Origin of the sequence: Thioclava sp. F34-6 (assembly GCF_002213235.1) — a bacterium.
Taxonomy (GTDB): domain Bacteria; phylum Pseudomonadota; class Alphaproteobacteria; order Rhodobacterales; family Rhodobacteraceae; genus Thioclava; species Thioclava nitratireducens.
Genome location: NZ_NBOA01000005.1, coordinates 74,215 through 87,329 on the forward strand (window position 1 = coordinate 74,215; position 13,115 = coordinate 87,329).

11 protein-coding genes are annotated in these 13,115 nt (G+C 65.4%); 8 read left to right on the forward strand and 3 right to left on the reverse strand.

The genetic code is table 11. The features are described 5' to 3' along the window. The first annotated feature begins 139 nt into the window (after nucleotides 1–139). The 4 genes from B6V72_RS11585 (at nucleotide 140) to B6V72_RS11600 (ending at nucleotide 5,912) form a co-directional block, all read left to right on the forward strand. A complete protein-coding gene (locus B6V72_RS11585; protein WP_088735632.1) occupies nucleotides 140–952 on the forward strand; it encodes an alpha/beta hydrolase in 813 nt (270 codons plus the stop codon). Between the two features lie 150 nt (nucleotides 953–1,102). Continuing rightward, nucleotides 1,103–2,248 carry an alpha/beta fold hydrolase gene (locus B6V72_RS11590; RefSeq protein ID WP_206185793.1) on the forward strand — a complete coding sequence of 382 codons (1,146 nt, stop codon included), beginning with the start codon at nucleotides 1,103–1,105 and terminating at the stop codon, nucleotides 2,246–2,248. Next, entirely contained in the window at nucleotides 2,229–4,637 is a 2,409-nt protein-coding gene (locus tag B6V72_RS11595; protein WP_088735633.1) for a plasma-membrane proton-efflux P-type ATPase, read from the forward strand. The genes B6V72_RS11590 and B6V72_RS11595 overlap by 20 nt, the downstream gene beginning before the upstream one ends. Before the next feature lie 27 nt (nucleotides 4,638–4,664). Then, on the forward strand, nucleotides 4,665–5,912 hold the full coding sequence (locus B6V72_RS11600; protein ID WP_088735634.1) for an MFS transporter: 1,248 nt from the start codon (nucleotides 4,665–4,667) through the stop codon (nucleotides 5,910–5,912). Nucleotides 5,913–5,957: 45 nt separating this feature from the next. On the opposite strand, the gene B6V72_RS11605 is transcribed toward B6V72_RS11600, so the two are convergent. Continuing rightward, nucleotides 5,958–7,691 (reverse strand): AMP-binding protein, encoded by a 1,734-nt coding sequence (locus B6V72_RS11605; RefSeq protein ID WP_088735635.1) that lies wholly within the window; start codon nucleotides 7,689–7,691, stop codon nucleotides 5,958–5,960. A gap of 238 nt (nucleotides 7,692–7,929) precedes the next feature. Here B6V72_RS11605 and B6V72_RS11610 point away from each other — a divergent pair, with 238 nt between their 5' ends. From B6V72_RS11610 to B6V72_RS11625, 4 genes are all read left to right on the forward strand, one after another. Further along, on the forward strand, nucleotides 7,930–8,238 hold the full coding sequence (locus tag B6V72_RS11610) for a hypothetical protein (protein ID WP_233243080.1): 309 nt from the start codon (nucleotides 7,930–7,932) through the stop codon (nucleotides 8,236–8,238). A 186-nt stretch (nucleotides 8,239–8,424) separates the two neighbouring features. Further along, complete coding sequence (locus B6V72_RS11615) at nucleotides 8,425–9,348, forward strand: histone deacetylase family protein (protein WP_088735636.1); 924 nt, start codon at nucleotides 8,425–8,427, stop codon at nucleotides 9,346–9,348. An 83-nt stretch (nucleotides 9,349–9,431) separates the two neighbouring features. Further along, a complete protein-coding gene (locus B6V72_RS11620) occupies nucleotides 9,432–10,421 on the forward strand; it encodes an MBL fold metallo-hydrolase (protein WP_088735637.1) in 990 nt (329 codons plus the stop codon). Between the two features lie 115 nt (nucleotides 10,422–10,536). Further along, nucleotides 10,537–11,631: a site-2 protease family protein gene (locus B6V72_RS11625; RefSeq protein WP_088735638.1), complete on the forward strand. Its 1,095-nt coding sequence runs from the start codon at nucleotides 10,537–10,539 to the stop codon at nucleotides 11,629–11,631. A 21-nt stretch (nucleotides 11,632–11,652) separates the two neighbouring features. Here B6V72_RS11625 and B6V72_RS11630 read toward each other — a convergent pair whose 3' ends face one another. Together B6V72_RS11630 and B6V72_RS11635 are read right to left on the reverse strand one after the other, a co-directional pair. Then, nucleotides 11,653–12,393, reverse strand: a complete 741-nt coding sequence (locus tag B6V72_RS11630) for a sulfite exporter TauE/SafE family protein (protein WP_088735639.1) — start codon at nucleotides 12,391–12,393, stop codon at nucleotides 11,653–11,655. A 4-nt stretch (nucleotides 12,394–12,397) separates the two neighbouring features. Then, nucleotides 12,398–13,063, reverse strand: coding sequence for a TetR/AcrR family transcriptional regulator (locus B6V72_RS11635; protein ID WP_206184175.1), 666 nt, complete (start codon nucleotides 13,061–13,063; stop codon nucleotides 12,398–12,400). Between the last annotated feature and the right edge of the window lie 52 nt (nucleotides 13,064–13,115).

Below are 13,115 nucleotides of genomic sequence, written 5' to 3' on the forward strand. Positions count from 1 at the left end.
CGGCTCCAAACCCGGCAATCTGCTGATGCATCACGAAAGTTTCGGGTCGGGCGCACGCTACCCGGCGAACCCTGCCCTCGCAATATCCCGCGCGATATGCTCTGTCTCCGTACAGGATGCGAAACGAGCGGGAGAGAACATGGAAGACCTGAGCGGGATCGACTGGGAAGACGCTTTCGAGAATGGCGGCTATATCGAGAATGGCAGCAGCTACCCGGATCTGTGGGCCAAGCGCGCCGCCGAATTCCGGTCGCGCCATGCCGATCGGATGAGCGAGGTGGCCTATGGGGATGCGCCCCGCGAAAGGATCGACATCTTCCGCCCCGACGGCGCGTCCAAGGGGCTCGTGGTCTTCGTGCATGGCGGCTACTGGCTGAAATTCAGCAAGGACATGTGGTCCCATCTGGCGGAAGGCGCGCTGTCTCAGGGCTGGACCGTCGCCCTGCCCGGCTACACGCTCGCCCCGGAAAACAGCATCCCCGGCATCGCGCAGCAGATCGCGCGGGCCATCGATCACGCGGCGGGGCTGGTGGAGGGCCCGATCCATCTCGTCGGCCATTCCGCGGGCGGGCATCTCGTGACGCGGTCGGTTTCGTCGGGGAGCGCGCTCTCCGACGAAACCGCGGCGCGCATCCGGCGGGTGATCTCGGTAAGCGGTGTGCATGATCTGCGTCCGCTGCAGATGCATTCGATGAATGCGCGGCTGGGGATCACGCCCGAGATCGCCGCGAGCGAGAGCCCCGCCCTTCTGAAGCTGCGCCCAGGCGTAAAAGTCACCGTCTGGGTCGGCGCGGCGGAGCGTCCGGAATTCCTGCGCCAGTCGTCCTTGCTGGCCGAGCATTGGTCGTCTTCCGATCTGGTCGCCGCCTACGCGCGGCACCATTTCGACGTGATCGAGGAGCTGTCGGACCCGTCCAGCGCGCTGATCACGGCGCTTCTGAGCACGGATTAAGAAAGCGTCATCCGCCGCCCAAACCGCCTCACCGTTCCACACATCAGCTTCACGTTCGCGCGCTCGGGCTTCGCTGCACTTGCATTCTAACGGGCCTTGGGGTCTCAAAAGAGTGCATCTGTGCACCAAAGCGTCTTGCGAGTGTCGAACATGAGCGATGCCAAGAATACCTACGAACACAGCGTTCCCTTCTTCTGGCCGATGGCTGCGGCGATGGAATGGCAGAAGATCGGGCTCGACGCGGTCGAGAAAGGTCTGACCTATCTCGACGAGGCGGCCAAGATCACGCACCCGCCAGACCCGGAATGGGCCACGAAGAACGACGTGCTGCTCGATCTCGACACGATGCGGCTGCGCGATTTCGGCGGCACGGGCGGCGGCATTCCGGTGATCGTCGATGCGCCCTATGCCGGGCATTCCTCGACCATCGCGGATTACGCCAAGGGCCAGAGCCTGATCGAGACGCTTTTGGATGCAGGGCTGGGGCGTGTTCTCTGCACCGACTGGAAAAGCGCGACGCCCGAGATGCGCGATTTCGACATCGACAAGTATCTGGCCGAGATCAATGTCGCGGTCGATGATCTCGGCGGGCGGGTGATGCTGGTGGGGCTGTGTCAGGGCGGCTGGATGTCGGCGATGTATGCCGCGCGCTTCCCCGAGAAGGTCGCGGGTCTCGTGCTGGCGGGCTCGCCCATCGACACCGATGCCGGGCACGGGCCGATACGCAAGCTCGCCCATGAGATGCCGCTTTCGGCCTATCAGGAGATGGTCGAGGCGGGTGAAGGCCGGATGCCGGGGCGGTTCATGCTCACCGGCTGGAAGAACATGCATGCCGATCAGCAGTATTTCGGCAAGTTCGTCGATCTCTACCAGCATATCGACGACCGGAACTTCATGAAGCGCACCGAGCGGTTCGAGAGCTGGTACGAGAACCCCATCGACCTGCCGGGGCGCTATTACCTGCAGGCGATCGACCTGCTGTTCAAACAGAACCTGTTCGCCAAGGGAGAGTTCGTGGGCCTCGGGCGCAAGCTCGATCTGGGCGCGATCACCTGCCCGGCCTTCCTGCTGGCGGGCAAGGCGGACGACATCACCACGCGCGAACAGGTGTTTGCCGCCGAGACGCTGCTCGGCACGCCGCGCAAGGATATCGTGAGCCGCCTCGTCGAAGGCGGGCATATCGGCCTCTTCATGGGCAGCCATACCCTTTCGAATGTCTGGCCGGAAATCGGCCAATGGCTCGGAAAGCTCGGGGCCAAAGCTGGAGACACGCACAATGGACCAGACCGTCGCTGAACCGATGACGCAGGATGTGCCGAAAACAGACCGCAAGACAGGTCTGAGCGCGGCAGAGGCGGCAGAGAGGCTCGAGCGATACGGTCCGAACGCGCTCAAAAGCGACGAGAAAACTCTGCTACAGCGGATCGCGGGGTATTTCTGGGGGCCGATCCCGTGGCTGATCGAACTTGCAGCGCTTCTGTCGCTCGTGTTGCGCGACTGGTCCGATTTCGGCGTGATCTTCGTGATGCTGCTGCTCAACGCGGCCGTGGGTTTCAAGGAAGAGAGCAAGGCGAGTTCCGCCATCGCGGCGCTCAAGGCGCAGCTGGCGCCGAGTGCGCGGGTCAAACGCGACGGGACATGGCAGGAGATCGCGGCGCGTGATCTGGTGCCCGGCGACATCGTGCGCCTGTCGATCGGCCAGATCGTCCCAGCCGACCTGACACTGTTCGAGGGCAAATATCTCTCGATCGACGAGGCGGCTCTGACGGGCGAGTCCCTTCCCGTCGACAAGGCGGTCGGTGACAGCGCCTATTCCGGCTCGGTCGTGAAGCTGGGCGAGATGACCGGCGAGGTCACCGCGACCGGGATGGAGACCTATTTCGGGCACACCGCCTCGCTGGTGCAGACCACGAATGGCAAATCGCATTTCCAGAAAGCCGTGATGCAGATCGGGAATTTCCTGATCGCAGCGGCGCTGGTTCTGGTGGCGATGATCGTGATCGTCTCGTTTCAGCGGAACAACCCGCCGCTCGAGGTGATCCAGTTCGCGCTGATCCTGACGGTCGCGGCGATCCCGGTCGCGCTGCCCACGGTTTTGTCGGTGACGATGGCGGTGGGCGCGGAACGGCTCGCGCGGATGAAGGCGATCGTCTCGCGGCTGGTCTCGATCGAGGAGCTGGCGGGCGTCGATGTGCTGTGCTCGGACAAGACCGGGACCCTGACACTCAACGAATTGACCGTCGAGGACCCGCGCCCGGCAGAGAGCATCGCGGTTGGAGACCTGCTGCGCGCATCGGCGCTTGCCTGCGACCGCGACGCGCCCGATGCGATCGACACCGCGGTGCTGGCGGCGGCGGAGGGCATCGCGCTCGACGCTATCGAGACCCTCAGCTTCACGCCCTTCGATCCGGTCAGCAAACGCAGCGAGGCGGAGCTGCGCCACGAGGCCGATCGCTGGCAAGTCGCGAAAGGCGCGCCGCAGGTGATCGTGGAGCTTGCAGCCCTGACAGATGACGCACGCAAGGCGGTGGAGGACGAAGTCGAAACCCTTGCGCAGCAGGGCTACCGCGCGCTCGGGGCCGCACAGAAACGCGCCGGGCAGGACTGGGAATTCCTCGGTCTGCTGCCGATCATCGATCCGCCGCGCCCGGATGCGGCCAGCACCATCGCGGACGCGCGCGGCATGGGGATCGATGTCAAAATCATCACCGGCGACCACGAAGCCATCGCGCGCCAGATCGCGGGCAAACTCGACCTCGGGCAGAAGATCTATCCCGCAGGCGAGTTGCTCGACGGCGACCCGGCCACGGTGGAGGCCAATGTCCGCGCCGCCGACGGTTTCGCGCGGGTCCTGCCCGAACACAAGTTCCGGATCGTCGAGGTGTTGCAGGCCGGACATTCCATCGTCGCGATGACCGGGGACGGCGTGAACGACGCCCCTGCCCTGCGCAAGGCCGATGCCGGGATCGCGGTGAGCGGGGCCACCGATGCCGCGCGCGCCGCCGCCGATCTGGTGCTGACCGACAAGGGCCTGTCGATCATCACCACGGCAATCGAGGAAGCCCGCCGCATCTTCGAGCGGATGACGAGCTATGCCACCTTCCGCGTCGCCGAGACGATCCGGGTGCTGCTATTCATGACGCTCTCGATTCTCGTCTTCGATTTCTACCCTGTCACTGCGATCATGATCGTGCTGCTGGCGGTGCTGAATGATTTCCCGATCATGATGATCGCCTACGACAATGTCTCGGTCTCGCCACGCCCGGTGCGCTGGGACATGCGGCGCGTGCTGACGGTGGCGGCGACGCTTGGCGTGACCGGGGTGATCGAGACCTTCGTGCTGTTCTGGTTCGTCGATGCCTATCTCGGCCTGCCGCGCGACCAGATCCAGACGATCATCTTCCTCAAGCTTCTCGTCTCGGGGCACATGACGCTGTTCGTCACGCGCCATCAAAGCTGGTTCTGGCGGCGCCCCTTCCCGGCGCTGCGCCTGTTCGCGACGACGGAGGCTACGCAATTGCTGGGCACGCTGATCGCGGTCTATGGGCTGTTCGTGACGCCGATCGGCTGGGGGCCCGCGCTGCTGGTCTGGCTCTATTGCCTCGTCTGGCTGCCCCTCGAGGGGGCGATGGCCTTGCTCATACGCGCGCTTTATGATCGCAGGGCACAAGCGCGCGGGCAGTAAGCCCATCACGGCGCTTGCAGGAGGCACATGACGGACGACACGCAAGAGGCAATGGAAACCCCGACAGGTAAACGCGGGCGCGGATTGCCGATCGGCATCTGGGCGCTGGGGTTCGTGTCGCTTTTCATGGATGTCTCCTCCGAGATGATCCATGCGCTGCTGCCGGTCTACCTGATGACCGGACTTGGCGCGACGGCGCTGGCGGTGGGTGTGATCGAAGGGATCGCCGAAGCCACCGCCGCGATCACCAAGGTCTTCTCGGGGGCGCTGTCGGACCGGATCGGGCGGCGCAAGGAGCTGGCCGCGCTCGGCTACGGGCTGGCGGCTGTGACGAAACCGATCTTTCCGCTCGCGCCGACCTTCGACTGGCTTGTGGCCGCGCGCTTCATCGACCGGGTGGGCAAAGGCATCCGGGGCGCCCCGCGCGACGCGCTGATCGCCGACCTTGCGCCGGGCAAGATGCGCGGTGCCGCCTTCGGGCTTCGGCAATCGCTCGACACGGTGGGCGCCTTCCTCGGGCCGCTCGCCGCGATTGGGCTGATGTGGCTGTTCTCGGACGATTTCCGCTCGGTCTTCTGGGTCGCGGTGATCCCGGCTTTCCTGTCGCTCGGGCTGATCCTGTTCGTGGTGAAAGAGCCCGCCCATCCCCGCGCGCAGCGGCAGGTGCGCAACCCCCTCGCCCGGTCAGAGCTCAAGCTCTTGGGTAACGTGTTCTGGTGGGTCGTGGTCGTCGCGACGCTGTTCACGCTCGCCCGGTTCAGCGAGGCCTTCCTGATCCTGCGCGCCAATGACGACGGCATCCCGGTGATGCTGGTGCCGCTGGTTCTGGTGGGGATGAACGCGGTCTATGCGCTGATCGCCTATCCGGTCGGGGCGCTTTCCGACCGGGTCGGTCGTGTCGGGCTGCTGCTGGTCGGGCTGGGGTTGTTGATCGCGGCGGACCTGACGCTCGCGCTGGTCGGCGGGATCGGCGGTCTTGCGATCGGTGTGCTCCTGTGGGGAATGCATATGGGCTTCACCCAGGGGCTGTTGGCCGCGCTGGTGGCCGAAGCCGTCCCGGCAGAGCTGCGCGGCACCGCCTTTGGCATGTTCAACCTCGTCACCGGCGTGGCGTTGCTGATCGCCAGCGTGATCGCAGGGGCGCTATGGGAGTTCGGCGGCGCGCAATGGACCTTCCTTGCGGGCGCGGGCTTCGCGACGACGGCGGTGCTGGGCCTGCTGCCGCTGCGCAGCCGGCTCAACGGGACGCACAAGCCCAAGAGCGTAGGCTGCTGACGCAAAAATTGCGCCGCGCGGAAGACGCGCGGCGCTTTCGTCAGATCAGGCAGTTTCCTCGACCGCGAGCCCCAGCTCCTCGATCATTGCATCGCGCATGACGAATTTCTGCGGCTTGCCGGAAACCGTCAGCGGCAGGCTCTCCTTGAACCGGATCACCGCCGGAATCTTGAAATGCGCGATCTCGTCGCGGCAGAACTCGCGGATAGCCTCCTCGGTCAACTCGGCGCCATTGCGCGGCACGATCCATGCGGCGACGATCTCGCCCAGCCGGTGATCCGGGATGCCGAAGACCTGCGCCTGACTGATATCGGGATGGGTGTAGAGGAACTCCTCGACCTCCCGCGGATAGACGTTTTCGCCGCCCCGCAGGATCATGTCCTTCACTCGTCCGGTGATGTTGCAATAGCCCTCGCTGTCGATCCGGGCGAGATCGCCCGTATGCATCCAGCCATCCGCATCGAGCGCATCATTCGTACGCTCGGGCTCGCCCCAATAGCCGCACATCACCGAGTAGCCACGCGTCAGCAGCTCGCCCTGCTCGCCCACATTGGCGAGCGAGCCATCCTCGCGCACGATCTTCACCTCGAGATGCGGCTGCACCTGACCCACCGAGGACACACGTTTTTCCAAGGGTGTATCGGTGGCCGACTGGAAGGAGACCGGGGCGGTCTCGGTCATCCCGTAGGCGATCGTCACTTCCGACATGTGCATCTTCGATTGCACCTGCTTCATCACCTCGATCGGACAGGGTGCGCCCGCCATGATGCCGGTGCGCAGCGACGAAAGGTCATGGTTCGCGAAATCGGGATGCTCCAGCATCGCGACGAACATGGTCGGCACGCCGTAAAGTGCGGTGCAGCGTTCGGCCGCGACACATGCCAGCGTGACGGGCGCGTCGAAGCCTTCGCTCGGCACGACGATAGCCGCGCCCTTGGTGACGCAGCCCAGCGTGCCCATCACCATCCCGAAGCAATGGTAGAACGGCACCGGGATGCAGACGCGGTCCTGTTCGGTCGCCAGCATCGCGCGGGTCACGAAATGCGCGTTGTTGACGATATTGCGATGCGTCAGGGTCGCGCCTTTCGGCGATCCGGTGGTGCCGGAGGTGAACTGGATGTTGATCGGCTCGTTCGGGTCGAGATGTTCGGTGACAGCGTCGAGCGCGCCTTGGTCCTGCGTCGCGCCCATCGCCTCGACATCCGAGAAGCGATGACAGCCGGGATGCTGGGTCTCTCCCAGAGTGATGATGTCGCGCAGATCGGGCAGTTTCATGGTTTCCAGCTGACCGGGCTCACTCTTCGCAAGCTCCGGCAGCAGGCGCTGGATCATCGACAGGTAATCCGAGCTCTTGAAGGTCTCGGCCAGCACCAGCGCCCGGCAGCCGGTCTTGCGCAGCGCAAATTCCAGCTCGTGCAGGCGATAGGCCGGGTTGATGTTCACGAGGATCACCCCGATCCGCGCCGTCGCGAACTGCGTCAGCAGCCATTCCGAACGGTTGGGCGACCAGATACCGAGCCGGTCGCCATGCCGAAGCCCGAGCGCGAGCAGCCCCGAGGCGAGCCGGTCGACCCGCTGCGCGAACTCCGCCCAGGTCCAGCGAATGCCCTCCGAGGTGAAGATGGCGCCGTCGCGATCGGGCCAACGCTCGGCAGTGCGCTTGAGCACGGCCGGGATCGTATCCTCGATCAGCGGGGTATCGGTCGGCCCGGCTACATGGGCCAGACCACGTTTCGGCACCACGCCGAGATCTGAGTGCGGGTTGCTCTCGCTTTGCATGACTTCCTCCTCTGGCTCCCCATCGCCGGCACATTCGGCCGATGATCCTCCTTGGGGCGCTCACATTAAATGAACGATGGTTCATTTAATGCAACCCTAAACCGCAGAAACAAGAAAATCATGCTGCGCTCGCGAAACCGTGTTCGAGGCGATCGCGCCTTCGGAGCCCTGCAAAACCTGACGACTCGCGGCATTTCTGCTATAGTTGGAAGTGGTCTAATCTTCTGAGGGAGGAGCGATGATGCGACCGGAACTCATGACACGCCGCCGCGCATTGCGTCTCGCGTTCGAGCGTTACATCGAGGCGGACAAGGCGTGGCGCGACGCGCTCGTGGGCTTGAACGACTGGTTTCCGCGCAGCGCGAACCGTCGTCCGGGGTTGATCGGAAATCCGGGTTCGCCGATCCGACGGCTTTACGATGCGCGCAGCCGGGCGCTGCTGCGCCTAGAAGTCACGCAGGTCAAACTGGCCACTGCGAAACGGCGACTGGCAGAGCGCCGCGCGCGCGAGCTGCCGCCCGTGTTTCTGATCGGGCCGCCCTGCTGAGCAAGGGCGACGCACTCGCAGATTTCACCCGACAGGACGGCGGCGGCACGTGTCCTCCGTCCGGGGGTGCTTGTCATTTCCAAAACTCTGACGCAGCTTCGCAACGGGCAGCACCGTTCGAGCGACGGCGCGGCGCGGGTCGCGACTCGCCGATAGGCCCCCGATACGACCTTTCTGGAGAGCTTCATGCGCACGTTCGTCACGATCACCCACGAGGATTGCCTCGCTCACGACACCGGGCCCACCCATCGCGAGCGGCCGTGGCGCCTCGAGACGGTGCGCGGCCTGATCGACGAGATGGAGCTGCCGGTCATCGAGGCGCGCGAGGCGAGCGACGAGGATCTCCTGCTGGGCCACAACGCGGCTTATCTTGAAGCGCTCGAAGAGGTCTTCGCACGTGAGGAACATGCAGATCTCGATTCGGACACGCATGTTTCGCCGGGCTCGCGCCGTGCGAGCCGCCTGGGCGCGGGCGGGGCCTTGCAGGCCGTCGATCTCGTTCTCACGGGCGAGGCCGAGCGCGTGTTCGTCGCGACTCGCCCGCCCGGGCACCACGCAACGCGGACGCGGGCGATGGGGTTCTGCATCTACGGCAATACCGGGCTTGCGGCGCTGCATGCGCTCGAACGTCACGGCCTGTCGCGCGTCGCGGTGCTCGATTTCGACGTGCATCACGGCAACGGCACGCAGGACATCCTTTGGGACGAGCCGCGCAGCCTGTTCATCTCGTCGCATCAGGAGCCCAAGTCGCTCTGGCCCGGCACCGGGGCGCGGTCGGAGACGGGCGCGCATGACAACGTGCTCAACCTGCCGCTCGCCAGTGGCAGCGGCGCGTCCGAGATGAAGGTCGCCTGGGAGGACGGGCTTGCCCGGTTGGAGGCCTTCAATCCAGATTTGATCATCGTATCCGCCGGGTTCGACGCGCATCGCGAGGACGATATCTCGGGCCTGCTCTGGACCGCCGGGGATTACTGGTGGCTGACGAGCGCGATCCGTGGCGTCGCGCGCCGTTGCTGCGACGGACGCTTGGTTTCCTGCCTCGAAGGCGGCTACAACCCGACCGCGCTCGCGGAAGGCGCAGCCGCGCATCTCGAGGCGCTTGCGCAGTGATCGCCGCGGCGCGCTCATATCAGGGGCGCGACAGGCGATGCCCGGTCCGCTCAGTTTCCGCGAAAACCTGAAGCAGGCACGAAATGGCACCTAACCGCTATTACACCGGCCCGGTCAGCGACCATTTCGACGGCGAGCGTTTTCACCCGCATGGCCAGCCGTCCACGGATCGCTCCTTTCGCGACATCCTCAAATGGCGGCGCGAAGGGCAGCGCGCCCGGTGGCCCAAGCACGTCCCCATTGAGCCGAGCGTGCCGCCCGAGCGCAGCGACGCGGCGCGGCTCACCATGGTCGGTCATGCCTCGGTTCTCATTCAGGTCGCGGGGCTTAACCTGCTGACCGATCCGGTCTGGTCGGACCGCGCGAGCCCGCTGCGCTTTGCCGGGCCTAGGCGCGTCACCGCGCCCGGGATCGCCTTCGACCACCTTCCGCTCATCGACGCGGTCCTGATCAGCCATAACCATTACGACCATCTCGACACCGTCACTTTGCGCAAACTGCACAAACGCCACCGTCCACGGATGGTGATGCCGCTGGGGACCGATGCGACGGTGCGAAAGGCGGTACGCGGGGCGCGGATCGAGACCGGCGATTGGCACGACCGCATCGCGCTGACCCCAGAGATCTCGGTCACGCTGACGCCCGCGAACCACTGGTCGGCACGGGGCCTCGGCGACCGGCGCATGGCTCTCTGGAGCGGCTTCTGGATCGACACGCCGCAGAGCCGGATCTGGTTCGCGGGCGATACCGGCTATGGCGACGGGGCGATTTTTCGCGACCTCCGCGCCCGGCACGGTGCGCCAGACATCGCGGTGATCCCGATCGGAGCCTATGAGCCGCGCTGGTTCATGCAGCCCCAGCATGTCGCGCCCGAAGAGGCCGTGCGCATCTTCACCGATATCGGCCCCGCCCAAGCGCTCGGCTGTCATTGGGGCACGTTCCAGCTGACCGACGAGCCGCGCGAGGAGCCGCCCACCCTGCTCGGTCAAAGCCTCGCGGCCTCCGGGATCGCGGCGGACCGGTTCCGAGCCTTCGCGCCCGGCGAGGTCTATCTGGCACCCTCGACAGGGTAACAGCGTCGCACCTTCTTGTGGTAACGCAATCGAGCGGTCAAATTGAGGGCAGCGGGAATTCGGCTGTGCCGTCCCCTTCCCCGGGACGATCACGCGGCGGAAAGAGAGGGTTGAGATGAGCTGGTCCTATTCACTCGGCAAGATCGGCGGCACTGTGCTCAGGGTCCATGTCACCTTCGTTCTGCTGATCATCTGGATCACCGCCACCGCCTGGGCAGCGGAGGGGCCGCAGGCGGCGCTGGTCAACATGCTCTTCATCCTGTCGGTCTTCGCCTGCGTCGTACTCCATGAATTCGGCCATGCGACGATGGCGGCGCGGTTCGGCGTGCGAACGCCCGACATCACGCTTCTGCCGATCGGCGGCCTCGCGCGGCTGGAGCGGATTCCGGAAAATCCCAAGCAGGAAATCCTGATCGCCGTGGCGGGGCCCGCGGTCAATGTCGTGATCTTCCTGATCCTGACGATCTTCCTCGGCGGTCGCGGCTGGCTCAGCGATCTGCAATCGCTCGACAATCCCGCGCAAAGTTTCTGGGGCCGGCTTGCGCTGGTCAACGCGCTTCTCGTCGCGTTCAACCTGATCCCGGCCTTCCCGATGGATGGCGGGCGGGTCTTCCGAGCGGCTCTCGCGCTGTTCATGGACCGGGTGAAAGCGACGCAGGTCGCGGCCCGAACCGGACAGGTCATCGCCTTGCTCTTCGCCTATTGGGGTCTGACGAACGGCAACCCAATCCTCGTGCTGATCGCGGTATTCATCTTCTTCGCGGCGGGATCGGAAAGCTCTGACGCGGCGATGCGCGGTCTGGCCCATCGGGCGGCGGCGCGCGACGCCGTCATCACCTCCTTCGTGTCGCTGACACCGGAAGATACGATCGGCACCGCCGCGCAGGCGATCCTGCACAGCTCGCAATCGGAGTTTCCCGTGCTCTCGCCCGAAGGACAGATCCTCGGCTTCATCACCCGCGAGAGCGTGCTGGCCCGGCCCGATCCCGAGTTCCGACAGACACCGGTCTCCGAGATCATGTTCAGCGATGTGCCGGTCGTTTCGCTGAAGACCGGGATGGACGACGTGCTCGACGCCTTCGCGCGGCAGCGCATCCCGGCGGTGGCGGTGGTGGGGGCGAACGGCAATTTCGTGGGCTTCATCAACCGCGAGAATATCGGCGAATGGTTCATCCTCGCCCGCGCCCCTAGCGTGCGGCGCGGAGGGTAAGCCCGAAAGCGGCGCCCTGCTCTAGAGATAGACCGACAAGCCTCGCCAGCCCGCAAGCACAGCCGAAATCGCCATGACCACGATGGCGATCGTCCGGTACTGGGCGTTGTCGAGCCGCGCGAAGGCCGTAGTGCCCGCCCATGTGCCGAGCGCCAGCGCGGGCACCGAAACCAGCGTCAGCCAGAGCGCATCGCCATTCACGGCCCCCGCAAGGATCAGCCCGGGCGTTGCCAACAGCGAGGCCACGAAGAAGAATAGCAGCAACGAGGCCCGCGTCTGCATCGCCGTGGTGCCTGCCCCGAGGTAATAGGCCACTGCGGGCGGCCCCGGCATCGCCGCGAGCCCGGAAAACGCGCCCGAGGCGACGCCCGCCAGCAGCGCGAGCCCGCCATGGGGATGCGGGCGCGCAGGCTTGTAGCGCAACAGCAGCGTCAGCCCCGCGAGTACGGCGAGCGCGATCATCACCCGCGCGGCATCGGCGCTGACCGTGCTGAGCGCGAAAATCCCGACCGGCGTGCCCACAATCGCTCCCAGCGACAGCCGCGCAAGCGAGGGTTTGTGCACATGCCCGTGAAGCGTGAAAAGATCGCGGCACCCGACCACGACCTGCAGCAGCACCGCCAGCGTCACCGCCTCGATCGGCGGCACCATCAGCGAGACGATCGGCACCACGGCCAGCGCGAAACCGAACCCCGCGACGCCGCGCAGGAAGGCCGAGAAGAACACGGCGGTGATGACCAGCAGGGTCGTTGCGCTTAGCATCCGGTCACGTCTCGGCCTGCGCGATGCGCGCTGCACAGCCTGCGGCACAGAAGGCGACCAGCCCCTCGACCGAGGCTTGCGCATCGGACTGCGAGGCCAGCGCCGCGATCCGCCATTCCGAGGTGAGGAAGGCCAGAAGGGCTGCAACCGAATAGACGAACCCTTCTGCCACCACCGCCCGGCCCACCTTGGGATGCAGCGCGCAGATTTCATCCATGAAACGCTGTGCGGTCGGGTCGAAAAGATCGGTAGAAATATCGGCCCAGGCCGGATCGGCCGAGACCATCGCCACCAGCCGCGCATAGGCCAGCCATTGCGGATCGCTGCCTGCCGCCTTCGCAAGATAGGGCCGGAAGAAGCAGCCGAGGATCGCCGTCAGATCGAGCGCCCCCTGCCCCTTCGCCTGCGCCAGAGCCTCCAGACGCAGACGCGCCAGCTCTTCGGCGCGCCGCTCCACCACTTCGCGAAACAGCGCCTCTTTTGAGCCCCCGTGATGGTTCACCAGACCCAGCGGCACCTCGGCCAGCGCGGCGATGTCGCGCACCTTCGCGCCCTCGAATCCGTCCCGCGCGAACACCGTTTCCGCCGCATCGAGAATCCGTGAACGACTCGCGAGAGAGCGCTTCGACGGCGCTCTAAGCCTTTGTTTCTCGGTCGTCTTTTTCGTCATCAGATCGGGGCTTGTTTATTTTGAACAATGGTTCAATTTAAGAACGTCTGGG

Bases quoted from the DNA above. Each gene is read 5' to 3' on its own strand.
- B6V72_RS11635 (WP_206184175.1), bottom strand. From the start codon at position 13,063: ATGACGAAAAAGACGACCGAGAAACAAAGGCTTAGAGCGCCGTCGAAG.
- B6V72_RS11600 (WP_088735634.1), top strand. From the start codon at position 4,665: ATGACGGACGACACGCAAGAGGCAATGGAAACCCCGACAGGTAAACGC.
- B6V72_RS11620 (WP_088735637.1), top strand. From the start codon at position 9,432: ATGGCACCTAACCGCTATTACACCGGCCCGGTCAGCGACCATTTCGAC.
- B6V72_RS11585 (WP_088735632.1), top strand. From the start codon at position 140: ATGGAAGACCTGAGCGGGATCGACTGGGAAGACGCTTTCGAGAATGGC.
- B6V72_RS11630 (WP_088735639.1), bottom strand. From the start codon at position 12,393: ATGCTAAGCGCAACGACCCTGCTGGTCATCACCGCCGTGTTCTTCTCG.
- B6V72_RS11590 (WP_206185793.1), top strand. From the start codon at position 1,103: ATGAGCGATGCCAAGAATACCTACGAACACAGCGTTCCCTTCTTCTGG.
- B6V72_RS11615 (WP_088735636.1), top strand. From the start codon at position 8,425: ATGCGCACGTTCGTCACGATCACCCACGAGGATTGCCTCGCTCACGAC.
- B6V72_RS11610 (WP_233243080.1), top strand. From the start codon at position 7,930: ATGATGCGACCGGAACTCATGACACGCCGCCGCGCATTGCGTCTCGCG.
- B6V72_RS11605 (WP_088735635.1), bottom strand. From the start codon at position 7,691: ATGCAAAGCGAGAGCAACCCGCACTCAGATCTCGGCGTGGTGCCGAAA.
- B6V72_RS11595 (WP_088735633.1), top strand. From the start codon at position 2,229: ATGGACCAGACCGTCGCTGAACCGATGACGCAGGATGTGCCGAAAACA.
- B6V72_RS11625 (WP_088735638.1), top strand. From the start codon at position 10,537: ATGAGCTGGTCCTATTCACTCGGCAAGATCGGCGGCACTGTGCTCAGG.